Origin of the sequence: Flavobacterium sp. F52 (genome assembly GCF_000278705.1) — a bacterium.
GTDB lineage: Bacteria > Bacteroidota > Bacteroidia > Flavobacteriales > Flavobacteriaceae > Flavobacterium > Flavobacterium anhuiense.
The window spans coordinates 42217-58683 of record NZ_AKZQ01000038.1 but is presented as its reverse complement, the minus strand read 5'-3'; the positions used below and the strand labels follow the sequence as shown (position 1 = coordinate 58683).

General features: G+C 35.1%; 16 protein-coding genes and 3 tRNA genes. 12 read left to right on the top strand and 7 right to left on the bottom strand.

Annotated elements, in window-relative coordinates:
- Together FF52_RS20955 and FF52_RS20950 are read left to right on the top strand one after the other, a co-directional pair.
- Positions 1-774 (top strand): ThuA domain-containing protein, encoded by a 774-nt coding sequence (locus FF52_RS20955; protein ID WP_008468778.1) that lies wholly within the window; start codon positions 1-3, stop codon positions 772-774.
- 60 nt (positions 775-834) lie between these two features.
- Positions 835-1275, top strand: a complete 441-nt coding sequence (locus FF52_RS20950; protein WP_008468776.1) for a GNAT family N-acetyltransferase — start codon at positions 835-837, stop codon at positions 1273-1275.
- 34 nt (positions 1276-1309) lie between these two features.
- Here FF52_RS20950 and FF52_RS20945 read toward each other — a convergent pair whose 3' ends face one another.
- The 4 genes from FF52_RS20945 to FF52_RS20930 form a co-directional block, all read right to left on the bottom strand.
- The gene (locus FF52_RS20945) at positions 1310-1828 is read right to left on the bottom strand and encodes an STM3941 family protein (RefSeq protein WP_008468773.1); all 519 of its coding nucleotides are present in this window, start codon (positions 1826-1828) and stop codon (positions 1310-1312) included.
- Positions 1829-2131: 303 nt separating this feature from the next.
- Positions 2132-2205 (bottom strand) — tRNA-Arg (locus FF52_RS20940).
- Positions 2206-2221: 16 nt separating this feature from the next.
- A tRNA-Pro gene (locus FF52_RS20935) sits at positions 2222-2296 on the bottom strand.
- 14 nt (positions 2297-2310) lie between these two features.
- Positions 2311-2394 (bottom strand) — tRNA-Ser (locus FF52_RS20930).
- Between the two features lie 237 nt (positions 2395-2631).
- Between FF52_RS20930 and FF52_RS20925 the strand changes: the two genes are divergently transcribed.
- Together FF52_RS20925 and FF52_RS20920 are read left to right on the top strand one after the other, a co-directional pair.
- Positions 2632-3810: an acetyl-CoA C-acyltransferase gene (locus tag FF52_RS20925; RefSeq protein ID WP_008468771.1), complete on the top strand. Its 1179-nt coding sequence runs from the start codon at positions 2632-2634 to the stop codon at positions 3808-3810.
- A 68-nt stretch (positions 3811-3878) separates the two neighbouring features.
- Positions 3879-4640, top strand: a complete 762-nt coding sequence (locus tag FF52_RS20920; RefSeq protein WP_008468770.1) for a C40 family peptidase — start codon at positions 3879-3881, stop codon at positions 4638-4640.
- Between the two features lie 150 nt (positions 4641-4790).
- Here the strand turns inward: FF52_RS20920 and FF52_RS20915 are convergent, their stop codons facing one another.
- Positions 4791-5636 (bottom strand): AraC family transcriptional regulator, encoded by an 846-nt coding sequence (locus tag FF52_RS20915; RefSeq protein WP_008468767.1) that lies wholly within the window; start codon positions 5634-5636, stop codon positions 4791-4793.
- A gap of 116 nt (positions 5637-5752) precedes the next feature.
- Here FF52_RS20915 and FF52_RS20910 point away from each other — a divergent pair, with 116 nt between their 5' ends.
- The 3 genes from FF52_RS20910 to FF52_RS20900 all read left to right on the top strand — a co-directional run bounded on the left by FF52_RS20910 (position 5753) and on the right by FF52_RS20900 (position 7904).
- Entirely contained in the window at positions 5753-6739 is a 987-nt protein-coding gene (locus tag FF52_RS20910; protein WP_008468765.1) for an aldo/keto reductase, read from the top strand.
- A 278-nt stretch (positions 6740-7017) separates the two neighbouring features.
- A complete protein-coding gene (locus FF52_RS20905; RefSeq protein WP_008468762.1) occupies positions 7018-7623 on the top strand; it encodes an NAD(P)H-dependent oxidoreductase in 606 nt (201 codons plus the stop codon).
- Between the two features lie 2 nt (positions 7624-7625).
- Positions 7626-7904: a putative quinol monooxygenase gene (locus tag FF52_RS20900; RefSeq protein ID WP_008468761.1), complete on the top strand. Its 279-nt coding sequence runs from the start codon at positions 7626-7628 to the stop codon at positions 7902-7904.
- Positions 7905-7994: 90 nt separating this feature from the next.
- Here FF52_RS20900 and FF52_RS20895 read toward each other — a convergent pair whose 3' ends face one another.
- Positions 7995-8702, bottom strand: coding sequence for a class I SAM-dependent methyltransferase (locus FF52_RS20895; protein WP_008468759.1), 708 nt, complete (start codon positions 8700-8702; stop codon positions 7995-7997).
- Positions 8703-9046: 344 nt separating this feature from the next.
- Between FF52_RS20895 and FF52_RS20890 the strand changes: the two genes are divergently transcribed.
- A complete protein-coding gene (locus FF52_RS20890) occupies positions 9047-9928 on the top strand; it encodes a LysR family transcriptional regulator (RefSeq protein WP_008468757.1) in 882 nt (293 codons plus the stop codon).
- Between the two features lie 243 nt (positions 9929-10171).
- Positions 10172-11458, top strand: coding sequence for a DUF2130 domain-containing protein (locus FF52_RS20880; RefSeq protein ID WP_008468753.1), 1287 nt, complete (start codon positions 10172-10174; stop codon positions 11456-11458).
- Positions 11459-11587: 129 nt separating this feature from the next.
- Here the strand turns inward: FF52_RS20880 and FF52_RS20875 are convergent, their stop codons facing one another.
- A complete protein-coding gene (locus tag FF52_RS20875) occupies positions 11588-12361 on the bottom strand; it encodes an META domain-containing protein (RefSeq protein ID WP_008468751.1) in 774 nt (257 codons plus the stop codon).
- A 269-nt stretch (positions 12362-12630) separates the two neighbouring features.
- Between FF52_RS20875 and nirB the strand changes: the two genes are divergently transcribed.
- From nirB to FF52_RS20860, 3 genes are all read left to right on the top strand, one after another.
- Complete coding sequence (gene nirB / locus FF52_RS20870; RefSeq protein ID WP_008468750.1) at positions 12631-15144, top strand: nitrite reductase large subunit NirB; 2514 nt, start codon at positions 12631-12633, stop codon at positions 15142-15144.
- Between the two features lie 223 nt (positions 15145-15367).
- Entirely contained in the window at positions 15368-15745 is a 378-nt protein-coding gene (gene nirD, locus FF52_RS20865) for a nitrite reductase small subunit NirD (protein WP_008468748.1), read from the top strand.
- A 136-nt stretch (positions 15746-15881) separates the two neighbouring features.
- A complete protein-coding gene (locus tag FF52_RS20860; protein ID WP_008468746.1) occupies positions 15882-16466 on the top strand; it encodes a DUF4202 domain-containing protein in 585 nt (194 codons plus the stop codon).
- The last annotated feature ends 1 nt before the right edge of the window (position 16467 follow it).

Genomic DNA, 16467 nt, shown 5'->3' with positions numbered 1-16467 from the left:
ATGAAAAATTCAATAGCATTTATTTTACTTATTTTAAGTTGTTTCTTTCAGCAGAATTGTCTGGCTCAAAAACAAAAAAAATCACGTTTTAAAGCTTTAGTTTTATATGAAAATGGCGGACATCATCTTCCATTTACCAAAGCCGCAAAACCTTGGCTAAACAAACTCGCCATTGACAGCAGTTTTACCATTGACTATATCGAAAACACCAAAACAATCAATGAAAATCTTTTAAAACAATATCAAGTTTTTATACAATTAGACTATCCACCTTATACGTGGAGCGAAGAATCAATGCAGGCATTTCAGAAATATATGAACGGCGGAAAAGGCGGATGGGTTGGTTTGCATCATGCTACTTTGCTTGGAGAGTTTGACGGGTATCCTATGTGGAAATGGTTTTCTGATTTTATGGGCGGAATCAGATTTGTGAATTACATACCCGATTTTGCAAGCGGAAAAGTAAATGTAGAAGATAAATCTCATCCTGTAGCTAAAGGAATTCCTTCTGATTTCATTATCCAAAAGGAAGAATGGTATACCTATGACAAAAGTCCGAGACCGAATGTTCATGTTTTAGCTTCAGTTGACGAATCGACTTACCAGCCAGATTCAAAAATAAAAATGGGAGATCATCCCGTAGTCTGGACAAACGATAAGTTTCCTTCACGAAACGTTTATATTTTTATGGGACACGCGCCAGAATTATTCCAAAACGAAGCATACACTACCCTGCTTCGAAATTCTATTTTCTGGGCAGCAGGCAAAAAATAATTCAATAGTACATAAAATTACTATTTTTGCCAGTCATCAAAAAATTAAACAATCTAGACTGTGATTCAAAAAGTAAATAAAACAGAATATCCTGAATTGATTTCGGTTTGGGAATCTTCTGTAAAAGCAACGCATGACTTCTTAAAACCTGAAGATTTTATATTTTACAAAGAGCTTATTCCAAACTTTTTTGACAATGTTTCATTGTACTGCATAAAAAATGACCAACAACAAATTATTGGTTTTGTCGGAACTCATGATGAAAGCTTAGAAATGTTGTTTGTAACAGCAGACCAAATAGGAAAAGGAATTGGCAAGAGATTATTACTATATGCAATTAATGAGCTTAAAATCTCAAAAGTTGATGTGAATAAAGAGAACCAAACAGCCACTTCATTTTACAAGCATTTTGGATTTGAAGTAAAATCTACCTCTGATTTAGACGGCTGTGGCAAACCCTATCCGATTTTGCATTTAGAACTAACAAAAGAGCCACTTTAGTTAAGTGGCTCTTAAATTTTATAACAGACTATTTTTATTTTTCCCAGTATTTTAAAAACAGCTTATACAATTCATCTGCATTAATTTCAATTTCTGAAGCCGAATACATTATATTCAATTTCGAATTTTGCTCATCATAAGCCATTTTCCAAAGAAATTTAGAAACCTTTCCGTCATATTTCGATACATTGTCAATTGTTATGGCAACCAAAGTATCACCTCCAACCTTCTTTAATTGCAAATCGGTAACATCTTGCCATTCTATCCTCCCAAAAGCTTTTGCTACAGGTGTTGTTCTCCCAGAAAAAACATTTGAATCTATTTGAATCAATGGAGACTTATCTTTTATACTGGCAAGCATTTTAAATGACAAAACAAACATTATCAAAAGAATAGCACCAGAAGCAATGGATAGTTTTATTTTAAATATTCCATCAAAAGTTCCTATGCCGTATAAAAGCATAATCGCTAATAGAATGTTGACAGCAAAAGCATACAAAAGTAAATTTCTGGTTTTCTTAAAGTTTCGGTATAATTTAATTTCTTCATTCATGGATTGCAGTAAAATTTTATTTATTGTTTAGAATTAAAAATGAAGAAGCAATTTAGTGCAAAATATATTAAAAAAGCAAGAAACGCCGTAGTCATTGACTTTTTAACCAATTTAAACTAAGCATTCCTATTATAGTTTTAAATCAAAGCTATCTGTCTTTCAGCCCGCTGTTTCATTTGACTTATAAAAGGAATAAGCTCAATACCGGTTTCAGATAGAGAATATCCAACTCATGGCGTACATAGTAATTTCTCGCTAAAATGTTATAAAACAAAAAAGCCACTCGATTTGAGTGGCTTATTGTGAACGCAGAAGGATTCGAACCTTCGACCGCCTGCTTAGAAGGCAGGTGCTCTATCCAGCTGAGCTATGCGTCCATTATTTCAATTGTAGTCGGGGTGGCAGGATTCGAACCTGCGGCCTCCTGCTCCCAAAGCAGGCGCGATAACCGGGCTACGCTACACCCCGAGGCAAAATTTAAGCGGAGAGACAGGGACTCGAACCCTGGCGACGGTTACCCGTCGACAGATTAGCAATCTGCTCCATTACCGCTCTGGCACCTCTCCTTGCTCAAGGAATTGCTTCCGTTTTGCGAGTGCAAATGTATAACAACATTCCTTTTCTCACAAGCTTTTTTTTGAGTTTTTTTAGTTTTTTTTCATCTTTTTTCAAAACCGCTTCACAATCAAACAAATAGAATTAACAAAAATTTCACCTTAAATTTAAAATTCACTATTCAATACAAAGTTTGAATTTATTCAAATAAAGAGTAAATTTGCTTACTAACTATTATTAAACAGAAAATGAACAAAAGAGTTGTTATCGTTTCTGCCGTTAGAACACCTATCGGAAGTTTCATGGGCGGGTTATCTACTGTACCTGCACCAAAATTAGGCGCTGCTGCTATAAAAGGAGCCCTTTCAAAAATTAACCTTGACCCAAAATTAGTCGATGAAGTTTTCATGGGGAATGTAATTCAGGCAGGTGTTGGACAAGCTCCGGCACGTCAAGCAGCACTTTTTGCTGGTCTGTCTGAAGAAGTCGCTGCGACAACAGTAAACAAAGTATGTGCTTCTGGAATGAAAGCCGTAATGTTTGCCGCGCAAGCAATCGCATGTGGCGACGCTGAAATTGTAGTAGCGGGCGGAATGGAAAGCATGAGCTTAATCCCGCACTATGTGCAAATGCGTGCTGGAAACAAATTTGGCCCAGCAACTATGCTTGACGGAATGCAGAAAGATGGTTTGACAGATGCTTACGACAACAACGCAATGGGAGTTTGCGCTGATTTGTGTGCCTCTGAATACAAAATCAGCCGTGAAGAACAAGACGCTTTCGCTATCCAATCATACGAAAGAAGTGCCAAAGCTTGGGAGGCTGGAAAATTTGATAATGAAGTTGTTCCTGTTGAAGTGCCTCAAAGACGTGGCGAACCAATTATATTCTCTAAAGACGAAGAATATACTAATGTGAAATTAGATAAAATTCCATCTTTAGCACCTGTTTTTACAAAAGACGGAACTGTAACCGCTGCAAATGCTTCTACAATTAATGACGGAGCTGCTGCTTTGGTTTTAATGTCTGAAGAAAAAGCAAATGCATTAGGTTTAAAACCATTAGCATACATAAAAGGTTATGCAGATGCGGCTCAAGAACCAAAATGGTTTACAACAAGTCCAGCAAAAGCGTTACCAAAAGCTTTGGACAAAGCAGGAATCTCAATTTCAGATGTTGATTTCTTCGAATTCAATGAAGCCTTCTCTGTAGTTGGATTGGCCAATTCAAAAATTTTAAATTTAGATAACAACAAAGTAAACGTAAACGGTGGCGCTGTTTCTTTAGGACATCCTCTGGGAGCTTCTGGAGCACGTATTATTGTAACTTTACTAAATGTTTTAGAACAAAATAATGCAAAAACTGGAGCTGCTGCAATTTGCAACGGTGGTGGTGGCGCATCAGCAATTGTTATCGAAAGAGCTTAAAACAATATCTAAAAAAATCAGGAGTTATAAACGTAACTCCTGATTTTTAACTTTATAATTTTCCTTACATGTTTGGAATTTGCAATCTTGCCATAGTACCCGTTCGAGCTGAAGCTAGTGACAGAAGTGAAATCGTGACACAGCTTTTGTTTGGCGAACACATCGAAATTTTAGAACGCCACAATCAATGGGCTCGAATAAGAATTCAGTTTGACGACTACGAAGGCTGGGTCGATTCTAAACAATATCAAGAAATCACCAAAGAGCAATTTGATCTCTTGAGTAAAGAGTCAATTATTTTGAATGCAGATTTAATTGATTATATCACCGCTCCAAACAATCTACTGCTTCCAATTCCGCTTGGAGCCTCATTGTCTTTTTTAAACAACAGTGAAATCAATACTTCGAACTTTGATTTTGAAGGAACCAAAACTAGCGGCATCAAACCTAAAAGTGCATTAATCAAAACTGCTTTTATGTATTTGAATGCTCCCTATTTATGGGGCGGAAAAACACCATTTGGAATTGACTGTTCTGGATTTACTCAAATGGTTTATAAATTAAACGGCTATAAAATTCACCGAGATGCTTCTCAACAAGCACTTGAGGGTGATCCTTTAAGCTTTATTGAAGAATGCGAACCAGGCGATTTGGCATTTTTTGACAATGATGAAGGAAATATTACCCATGTCGGAATCATAATGGAAAATAATTACATCATTCACGCAAGTGGAAAAGTGCGTATTGACCGTTTAGACCACACTGGAATTTACAATCCTGAATTAAACAAGCATACACACAAACTGCGTGTAATTAAGAAGATTATCTAATTAAGGTTTTGAATTTAAAGTACACGGATAAAACAGATTCGCTTTGCGAAAACGCGGATTTACACGGATTTTTTATTTTTTAGTACTTTCTGTGAAATAAAAAAAGCCTAAGAAATTAGCGTAAATTCGTGAATTCGTGGCAAAAAAGACTTAAGCACTCAATCGAATCGACTTTCTAAATTCAGACGGACTATACCCTTTTTGTTTTCTAAAAAACTTATTAAAGTGGCTTTCATCTGTAAAACCAAACTCGTACGCAATTTCATTAATACGCTTATCGCTGAATTGCAAACGGTGTTCAATCAGTTTTGTTTTATAATTACTGATATACTGTTGCATTGTTTCGCTAGCATGTTTCTTAAAATAACGGCCTAAATACGTATTCGAAATTCCGAAATAATCACTAATTGATTCTGCTTTAATTTTTTCAGGATAATAGATATTGTTCTGAATGTATTGCAGAATATCCATCGCTTTGGCTTCTGTTCCAATATTAACCTGCTCAGGAAGATATTTTGCAATATTTCTGGCCACAATAATAATCAACGTATTCACCAATTGCTGAATCAATTCCTGATTATAAACATCTTTGTCTTGATGTTCACGGCAAATGGCTTCGATCATTACTTTTACCAAACATTTGTCAGGATCATTTTTTAGAATACAACCCGGCTGATGATTCGCATTTTGAAGAATATATTCCAATCGCTGAATGTTTTCGTTCTGCAGACTCGAATTCTTCAAATAAATATCATTAAACCTCAAAAAGAAAAATTTCGTTTCGGTTTCAATGGTAAAATTATGACAATCCTCTGGCGTTAATAAGAACAAATGTCCTGGATCATATTCAAAAATATTCTTATTAATACACTGTCTTCCTGTACCTTGAAGAATATATACTAATTCGAAAAAATTATGACGATCTCCTACATCTGGATATTCCGTAAGCGTCTCAAAAGAAACCGTAAAAGGTTCATATAAGTTTTCTTTTTTCATAATTCCATTTATTTGAAGATGCAAATATACCTAAAAAAGACAAATATATACCAAATAAGAATCATAAAAACAGTATAATTTTGCCTCGTCAAATTAATCAAAATAAAATTACAATCATGGAATATAGAAAATTAGGCAACTCAGAACTTGAATTATCAGCTATTACATACGGTGCATTTGCCATTGGCGGAACCATGTGGGGCGGAACAGAAAAGAAAGACTCCATAGCATCTGTTCAGGCTTCTATCGATCACGGCGTTACTACAATTGACACTGCACCTTTTTACGGATTTGGTTTAAGCGAAGAAATGATCGGAGAAGCTATAAAACCTTACGATCGTTCTAAAATTCAATTGCTTACTAAATTCGGTTTGGTTTGGGACGGAAGCAATAACGGAAAAGGCGATTACTTTTTCGACGCTGACGACAATGGCAAAAAAGTTCCCGTTTACAAATATTCATCAAAAGCTAACGTAATCAAAGAAGTTGAAGAAAGTTTAAAACGTCTTCAAACTGATTATATTGATTTACTGCAAATTCACTGGCCAGACTCCACAACACCAATTTCTGAAACAATGGAAGCTGCTGAAAGCTTAATTCAGCAAGGAAAAATCAGAGCTTTCGGAGTAAGTAATTACAATGTGGCACAAATTCAGGAAGCACAAAAAACAATTCAAGTGGCTTCAAATCAAGTGGCATACAGCATGCTAAATCGTAAAATTGAAGAAGAACTAATTCCTTTCACAGTTGCAGAAAATATCGGAATCATTGCTTACAGTCCTATGGAAAGAGGTTTATTGACTGGAAAATATTTCACTGACAGCAAATTAAAAGAAAACGACCACAGAAACGGTTATTTCAATCAGTTTGATCTTCAAAAAGTAAAAACTTTGGTTGAAGAATTAACTTCTTTAGCACACGCAAAAGAAGCAAGCTTATCACAATTGGTTTTACGCTGGACAACTTTACAAAAAGGAATTTCAATTGTGTTAGCTGGAGCAAGAAACGCAGAACAAGCTATTTCAAACGCTAAAACAATGGATTTTGACTTATCTGCTTCAGAATTAGAATTCATCAATCAGGCGATTGCTAAAATAAAATAATTCTCTTTTTTAACACATAGAAACATAGTCTCACTTTTTCTACAAAAGCGTTCACTTGAGCTATGTATTAGAAACTAGTTTCTTTCCATTCCCTTTTCCAGAAAGAAAAATCTATGTTTCTATGTGTTTAAAAAAAATCTCACAATTAAAATAATTTGGGCGTGTTTCGCCGTGGCGAACCGGGCTATCCGCTAAATCTTTTTCTTTTTAAAGAAAAAAGAAAAAGGATATCGCTCCTATCCCTCACGCGTACATTTTCATAAGAAATAACAATTAAAATGAAAAAGATATTTATAATTAACGGCGGGCAGAAATTTGCTCATTCAGGAGGAAAATTCAATAAAACTGTTCAAGATTGGACAATCGAATTTCTTTCAAAGAACAACGATTACGAAATAAAAACAACGCACATCGAAGATCAAATCGATTTACAAGAAGAAGTAGAAAAATTCGTTTGGGCAGATTTAATTATCTACCACACACCAGTTTGGTGGTTTCAATTGCCAAATCTTTTCAAAAAATACATCGACGATGTTTTCACACAAGGACACAACAACGGAATATACAAAAGCGACGGGAGAAGCCGTGTAAATCCAGACATCAATTACGGAACTGGTGGACTTCTGCACGGACGCAAATACATGCTGACGACAAGCTGGAATGCACCTGCAACAGCTTTTACACTTTCAGGTGAATTCTTCGAAGAAACTTCTGTTGATGACGGCGTAATGTTTGGCTTCCATAAAATGAACAAATTCACTGGAATGGAACGCCTAAACGGATTTCATTTTCATGATGTTGAAAAAGGTGCTACACCAGAAAATATCGTTATCTTTAAAGAGAATTATACGAAACATTTAGAGCAAACTTTTAAAAACTTATAATTATGATTTCGATTACCGCAATTTTAAAAAGTAAACCAGAGCATTTAATTGAAGTTAAAAACCTGCTGACACATCTAGTAACCGAAACTAGAAAAGAAGCGGCATGTATTCGTTACGATTTACACACTTCCGAAAATGTTTTTATACTTTGGGAAGAATGGAAAGATCAGCCAGGATTAGACTTGCATAACAATCAATCTTATTTGCAAGAATTCATAAAAAAAACTGAAAATCTGGTTTCGAGCCCAATTCAGGTTTACAAAACCGCGCAGATTTTATAAGTCCTTGATAGTCACGAATTCACGAATTTATTTTTTAAAATCTATGCGCAAAGATTTTAGATTAATTCGTGAATTCGTGGCGAACAAAACTTATTTAATTCCTCCAAAAGCTCCGAAGCACATGTTTTTATGCAAAATCTCTACTTTTGAAAAACCTACTTTTTTCATTAAATCCAATTGGTAATTCATCGATCTAGGCGAATCTTCTTTTTCGATATAATCCAAAACTTTCTGGCGATATTCTGCCCCTCCTATTCCTTCTAAATATTCGCCATAGCGTTGCCATGTATATTCGTTCAACAATTCGGTGTCTTGAGTAATTAAATCCGAAATCATCAAACAACCTCCTGGTTTTAATAATTTGAATAATTTAGTAAAAGTCGTTTCCCAATCTTCATCATCCCTTAAATGATGCAAAACTGCTCCAGCCAAAATAATATCAAAACTATTTTCTTCTAAAACAATTTCGCGGATATCGCCTTGTTTGATTTCGACTTTTCCGTTCGTTTCTGCCGAAACTCTTTCAAAAGCACGATTTAACATTGGCAAACTCAAATCGACTAACGTACAATTTAAATTTGGCACTTTAGATAACATTTTTAAAGTATAATTTCCAGCTCCACAGCCAACATCCAAAACATTTGTAGCATTTGGGACAATGCGTTTTGAGGCTTCAGTTATTAATTCTAAAGAAATAGTCGCGTCAATTGTTGCAACTTGTCCCGTTTCTAAATTTGAAAAGCGTTCGACATCATTGTCAAATCGTTCTTTGATTTCGGCAATAGTTGATTTTTTCATGGTTTTTGTTTTTTTTTAATTTTTCACGCAGATTTAAAAGAGATTAAAGCAGATTTAAAAATGATTTTCTTTTTTTATTCTTTATTCAGCTTAAATCTGCTAAATCTGCGAGAAAACTTTTTTTCTTTTTCTTTAATCTCCCGCAGATTGAGCAGATTGAGCGAATCTTTTTGCTATTATAATGATTGGATATTATTATGATTAAGATGATTTATCTAAACATTAATAATCTGCCAAATCTGTTTAGATCTGCGAGAGATTTGTTTTTTATTTTTCAAAACTATTCTTTTCACAAATACTTTAAAAATACTATTTTTATCATTTAACAATACTTTAAAAGTATCATGGAATTACGTCACTTAAAATATTTTTTGGCTGTAGCCGAAGAACTGAACTTTACCAAAGCCTCAGAAAAACTCTTTATTTCGCAACCGCCGTTAAGCCGACAAATAGCTGAACTAGAAGAAGAACTGCAGGCAAAACTTTTCATCAGAAACAATAAAAAAGTAGAATTGACCGAAGCTGGAAAATATTTTGAAAAAGAAGTTAAAGCTCTTTTCCAGAATTTGGAACACATTTCTACTAAAACAAAAAAAATAGCAGAAAACGTTTCTGGAGAATTCAGAATCGCTTATATAAGTTCTATTTATTCATCAATAATTTCAGATTTAATCAAACATCTGAAAGCGCAGTTTCCGTATGTCAATTTCAAGCTTTTTGAAATTTCAACAACCAAACAAATTGATGCTTTAGAACAAGGAAAAATCGAAATGGGAATTATTCGATCTCCGATTCATTCGCCAAAAATAAAATCGCATTTATGGTTTAAAGATGGTTTTTCATTGGTTTACAATAAAAAATCTGTTCAGATAAAATCAGAAAATGAGATTTTAAAATTGAAAGACGAAACTTTTGTTTTCTTCAATAAAGATTATGCACCGCATTATCATGAAGTTTTATTAGAACTTTGTGCTTTTTATGGCTTTACGCCGAAGATTATTCACGAAGCAAACAACATCAATTCCATCGTGCAATTAGTCAAAAACGGATTAGGAATTTCGATTGTTCCTTCAAATATTGCTAAAAACAATCAAGATCCTGAAATTGGTTTTATTGAATTGAAGAAAGTAAATCTTTTTACAAATGTTTCGATTATAATTTCAAAAGAAGATAATTCTGATATTACTCGATCTGCTGTTGCCTTTTTATTGCCTCAAAGTCGCTAAGACGCAAAGTTTTTTTTTAAGTAGAAAGAAGCGTATAGTTTGTCATCCTGACAAAAAAATGAACGAAGTCCTTTTAATCCTTTTATCCCGATAGCTATCGGGAATAGAAAAAAACTTAGAGCCTTAGCGTCTCGTGGCCATAACAAAAATTCGTTACAATTTAGTACAGAAATCCGCATAAGAAAAACAGAAGTTTTAAATACCTTAGCAAATTATAATTCTACAATAAAAATTTCAATAAAAATGGCCGAGCAATCTTCAATTCAGTGTCCAAACTGCGGAACTCCTATCGACGTAAATGATGTCTTAAAACATCAATTGGAAGATAGCATTCGTAAAGAATTCCAGCAAAAAGCCAATATTCAAAACCGTGAATTAGAGCTTAAAAACGAACAATTGGAAAAAGCCAAAGCCGAATTTGAAGCGAAGAAAAAACAGGAAAACGAACTTTTTGCAGAACGTTTGGAACGCGAGAAAAAAACAGCGGAAAAAGAAATTTCTGAAAAGCTGAAAGCGAAACTGGAAGAAGAAAACAAGGATCGTTTGCTTTTAATGGAAAAAGAACTCTCTGAAAAATCAGAAAAAATTAGGGAATTAAATAAAATGGAAGGTGAAATCGCCAAATTACAGCGCGAAAAACTGGAAATGAAAGAAGCAATTCAAGCCGAAGCCGAAAAACAATTGAACGCGCAATTGGCTTTGGAACGTGAAAAAATCAGAAAACAGGAAGACGATAAAAACGAGCTGAAATTCAAAGAACTTCAGAAACAGCTTGAAGAACAAAAAAAGCTGACGGAAGAAATGAAACGCAAGCAGGAACAAGGTTCGATGCAATTGCAAGGCGAAGTAATGGAATTAGCGATTGAAGAATGGCTGGCCAACAACTTCCCCCTCGACAGCATTGATGAAGTTAAAAAAGGTGTCAATGGTGCCGACTGTCTTCAAATTGTAAACACACGCGAGCATCAAAACTGCGGTTCTATTTATTACGAAAGCAAGAGAACAAAAGCATTCCAGCCTTCTTGGATTGAGAAATTCAAAAACGACATTAGAACTAAAAGAGCCAATATTGGAGTTTTAGTAACTGAAGTGATGCCTTCTGGAATGGAAAGAATGGGCATGCGAGACGGAATTTGGATTTGTACGTATGAAGAATTTAAAGGTTTAAGTGCAGTATTGCGTCAGTCCCTAATTCAAATTAACCAAGCGGTTCAAGCGCAGGAAAACAAAGGTGATAAAATGTCGATGTTGTATGATTTCTTAACCAGCAACGAATTCCGTCTGCAGATTGAAGGAATTGTAGAAGGTTTTACACAAATGCAAAACGATCTGGAATCAGAAAAAAGAGCGATGCAAAGAATCTGGAAACAGCGTGAAAAACAAATTGAAAAAGTGGTTCATAATACATTAGGCATGTACGGTTCTATTCGCGGTATTGCCGGAAATGCGGTTCAGAGCGTGAAAGCTTTAGAATTGGATTTTATTGAAGAAGAACAAGAAGATGAAGAACCTAAGGAATTGTTTGAATAATTTCGATTTATAAAAATGTAAGCTCTCGCAGATTTTGCTGATTGAGCAGATATTTTTACTGCCATAGATTTTACAGATTAAATAGATTTATTCTGCTTAATCTGCAAAATCTGCGGGAGAAATAAAAAATCAATCGACCTTCTTAAAAACAGCCAATTTTCCAGAAGGATTTGACAAGATCAATTGATTATTCCCAATCGAATAAGTATTCGTACTCTGCAAGGCTTTAGTAAATTCTCCTTCTTTATTTCCTTGCGGACAAGCCATTAAAGTTGAAATCACTTTGGTAAAACGCAAAAGATCTTTTTCGAAAAAGATTTGTCCGGTTATTGAATTGCAACCGCCATATCCCATAAATTTATTTTCAGCCGAGTTAATCTCGATTCTCGGAAATTCCTTTTGAAAATCGGTTGCAAAAACTTTGTAACCGTTTAATTCTTCCAAAACCCAAATATCGTGAAGACGATAATCGGTAAGATATTTTCCGCATCCGCTAAGTTTCTTCGTTTCTAATTCTGAATTATTTCTAATTTCAACTTTTACGCTGTAAGGCGAAATCGCACCAGACATTGAATCTTGACAATCTAATTGCTGAATTGTTATAGTCGCAGAAGTCGTTTCATTATTTACTTTATACATTTTCACATTAGCATCCATTGCTCGAATCGCATCAACGGCAGGAAAAATGATTTTTTCTTTTCCTGGTATTAATGACGTAAAAACGATTTCCTCATTTCCTATTTTGATTCCCCAAAACGGCTCATTTCCTGTTCCTTTAAAATAATATTTTAGATCTTCTTCTGTTGAGCTTACTGAAGATGTTGTGGCAGATTCTTTATTTGCAGTCGTTTTACAGCTTATCATTAAAACTGTTAAAAACAATATTGAAAGTACTTTTTTCATGAGATTTTAGTTTAAAAATGTTCTTCTTCGTAAAACAAATGTAAAATTCTTATGAATTTACGACATTTTTTTGAAACGCTTATTTAGAATCCTTTCAAATTTTAAAAAACCGAATTACTCCAAAATCGTTCAAAACCTACGCTATGTAAAAGATTAAGCCAAAATACGTAGTTCCAAAATACACTTTCTTGCTAAAAAATAAATTATTTACGTATTTTTTATAAGTATAAATACTTATATTTGCGTAGTAATACTTAATTAAAGAAATCATGATTAGAGTAATAGTAGTTGGAAACGGCATGGTTGGTTATAAATTTTGCGAAAAGTTTGTTGCAAAATCAGGACAAGAAAAGTATCAAATCACAGTATTTGGAGAAGAGCCAAGACGCGCCTATGATCGTGTTCACTTAAGCGAATACTTTGGAGGAAAAACGGCAGATGATCTATCATTATCTACGACCGAATGGTACGCAGAAAACAATATTATTCTAAACACATCTGAACTTATTACAGATATTAATCGTGATTCAAAAACTATACATACACATTTAGGCAAAACACATACGTACGACTACTTAGTTTTAGCAACTGGTTCTTCGGCTTTTGTACCGCCAATTGAAGGTGTCGAAAAAGAAGGTGTTTTTGTTTACAGAACAATAGAAGATCTGGATGCAATTATGGCTTACGCTAAAAAAATAAAACAAAAAGGCGCGACAGATGCTGCTGTTTTAGGTGGAGGATTATTAGGTCTTGAAGCTGCAAAAGCTGTTAGAGATTTAGGATTGAATCCGCACGTGGTAGAATTTGCACCGCGTTTAATGCCGAGACAATTGGATCAAGGCGCGAGTGATATGCTTCAATCAAAAATTGAAGAATTAAATATTGGAATTCATCTTAACAAAGCAACGCAATATATTGACGGAAAGGAAAATATAACGGGAATGATGTTTGAAAACGACGAATTACTAAAAGTCGATATGCTTGTGATTTCAGCAGGAATCAAACCTCGCGACGAACTGGCAAGAGTTTCGGGACTTGAAGTTGGCGTAAGAGGCGGAATTGTGGTAAACAATCAAATGCGAACTTCAGATCCTTGCATTTTTGCTATTGGTGAAGCTGCACTTTACAACCAAAACATTTACGGATTGGTTGCTCCAGGTTACGAAATGGCGGATGTTGCTGCAGAGCAAATCTTAAATGGTGATAAAACCATGAGAGAAACCATCGATATGTCTACACAATTGAAATTGATTGGTGTGGAAGTGGCAAGTTTTGGTGATCCTTTTATTGAAAATAATGACGTTACTGCTATTATTTATGAGAATAAATTGAGTGGAGTTTATAAAAGAATCAACGTTACCAAAGATTCGAAAAAACTTTTGGGTGGAATTTTAGTCGGAGATTCTAGCGATTATGGTTCGCTTTTCCAGATTTATATTAATGAAATGGCACTGCCGAAAAACCCAGAAGATTTGATTTTAGGTTCTCGTGATGGTTCTGAAGGTTCTTCTTTAGGAAGTGTAATCGATTTGCCAGACACAGCGGTAATCTGTTCTTGCGAAAACGTTACCAAAGGTGCTATCTGCTGTAAAATCTTGGATGAATCTTGCGCTACACTTTCAGATGTTGTAAAAGCAACCAAAGCGACTTCGGGCTGTGGCGGCTGTAAACCAATGGTTTCAGATTTAGTAAAAGCAACACAAAAATCTTTAGGAAAAGAAGTCAAAGAAGTGATATGCGAACATTTCAGCTACACACGTCAAGAATTATTCGATTTGGTAAAAATCAACAAATACGAGAATTTCTACGATGTTTTAGATCATCATGGAAAAGGCGACGGATGTGAAGTCTGCAAACCTGTTGTTGCTTCTATATTCTCTAGTATTTATAATGATACGGCCAACAAACACATAACAACTCAAGATACCAACGATAGATTTTTGGCCAACATTCAACGAAACGGAACCTATTCGGTTGTTCCAAGAGTTGCTGGAGGCGAAATTACTGCAGAGAAATTAATTGTAATTGGCGAAGTGGCAAAACAATTCGATTTGTACACTAAAATCACTGGAGCACAAAGAGTTGATTTGTTCGGAGCGCATTTAAGTGACTTGCCGAAAATCTGGAAAATCTTAATCGACAATGGTTTTGAAAGCGGTCATGCTTATGGAAAATCCCTTCGTGCCGTAAAAAGCTGTGTTGGAAATGCTTGGTGCCGTTACGGAATGGACGACAGCGCTGGATTTGCCATCGAACTTGAAAATAGATACAAAGGAATTCGTTCTCCTCACAAATTAAAAGGTGGTGTTTCAGCTTGCATTCGCGAATGTGCCGAAGCACGCGGAAAAGATTTCGGATTAATCGCTGTTGAAGGCGGATGGAATTTATACATCTGCGGAAACGGTGGAGCCAATCCAAAACACGCTGTTTTATTGGCAGAAAAAATAGACAAGGAAACCGTAATCAAATACATGGATCGTTTCTTAATGTATTACATCAGAACAGCAGGTCCGCTGATTCGAACTTCAACTTGGTTGGAAAAACTAGACGGTGGTTTAGATTATTTGAAACAAGTAATCATCGAAGACAGTTTAGGAATCTGCGAAACGCTTGAAGCCGAAATGCAGACTTTAGTCAACACTTTCGAATGCGAATGGAAACAAGTGCTAGAAAAACCAAGATTATTAAAACGTTTCAATCACTTTATAAACTCAGACGAAAAAGACGATAATGCTGTTTTTGTTCCGCTAAGAGATCAAAAAATGCCAAAAGCCTGGACTTAAAAAAATATCTTGCCACAAAGACACAAAGACACAAAGTCAAATTACAAAAACTTAAAAAAACTTAGCGCCTTTGCGCCTTAGTGGCAAAACGCCAAGCTCCAAAAAAAAAGAAAAAAATCATTAAACGTTTGCTGTCCTTCTTACCCTCTTTTTTACTGCGCCATCAAATCTCTCTTGATTGTAAAAAGAGGGCTAAGAAACAGGAACAAAAAACTCAATCAAAATGGAAGAAATCTTAAATCAATACGAAACAGTTCATGCGAGCGATGCAACAATTTGGTTCAAAGCAGGTAAAGTAGAAGATTTTCCAACCAATCGAGGCGGATGTATCAAATACAAAAACAAACAAATTGCGATTTTCAATTTCACACGCAGGAATGAATGGTACGCTTGCCAAAACGCCTGTCCACATAAAATGGAAATGGTGCTTTCAAGAGGAATGACAGGCTCTGCCGACGATATTCCGAAAATCGCCTGCCCGATGCATAAAAAAACATTTTCTTTAGTAGATGGCTCGAACTTAAATGGCGAAGAATATAGCATTGCAACTTACCCGATTAAAATTGTTGAAGATGAAGTTTTTGTTGGGTTCGTAGATTAGACTTTTAAGAGGCAAGAAGCAAGAAGCAAGATTTGAAAACCTATATAGTCTTGCCTCTTGCTTCTTTCATCTCACTTTAGACTTTCGACTTTTCCACTAATTCCGTATCTTTGAAATCTATTACTTAACCAAAAAAATGACTACACCTTTTCAAAAAGCAAGCGAATGGATTGATGCTGAAAATGCACAAGATCCGAACATCGAATTATACCAAAATAAAGAATATCCAAAAGAATTACTGTATTCGAACAGGATGTACGAAAGACTGATGCAGTTTGAACCAAATGCCTCAGAAGAAATTCAGATTGCTTCAAAAGCACAGCATATCTGCCGATGGAAAGTCGCTCGCGAATCGTACCCAATGGATCGTGTGGGTTATTTGAAATGGAGAGAGGAATTGAAAAAATTCCACTCTAAAACTACGGCCGAAATTCTGGCAAAAGCAGGTTACGATCAAGCTTTTATCGATCGTGTTTCATTCTTAATTGAGAAAAAACTGCTGAAAAAAGATGCCGAAACTCAATTATTGGAAGATGTAATTTGCCTAGTCTTTTTAGAATATTACTTAGAACCTTTCGTTCATAAACATGATGAAGAAAAGCTGAAAAACATCATCAAAAAAACTTGGGATAAAATGTCGGACAAAGGACATCAAGAAGCCTTAAAAATCAATTATTCTGAAGAAAACTTAAACCTAATAAAAGCTTCTTTGGGATTGTAAA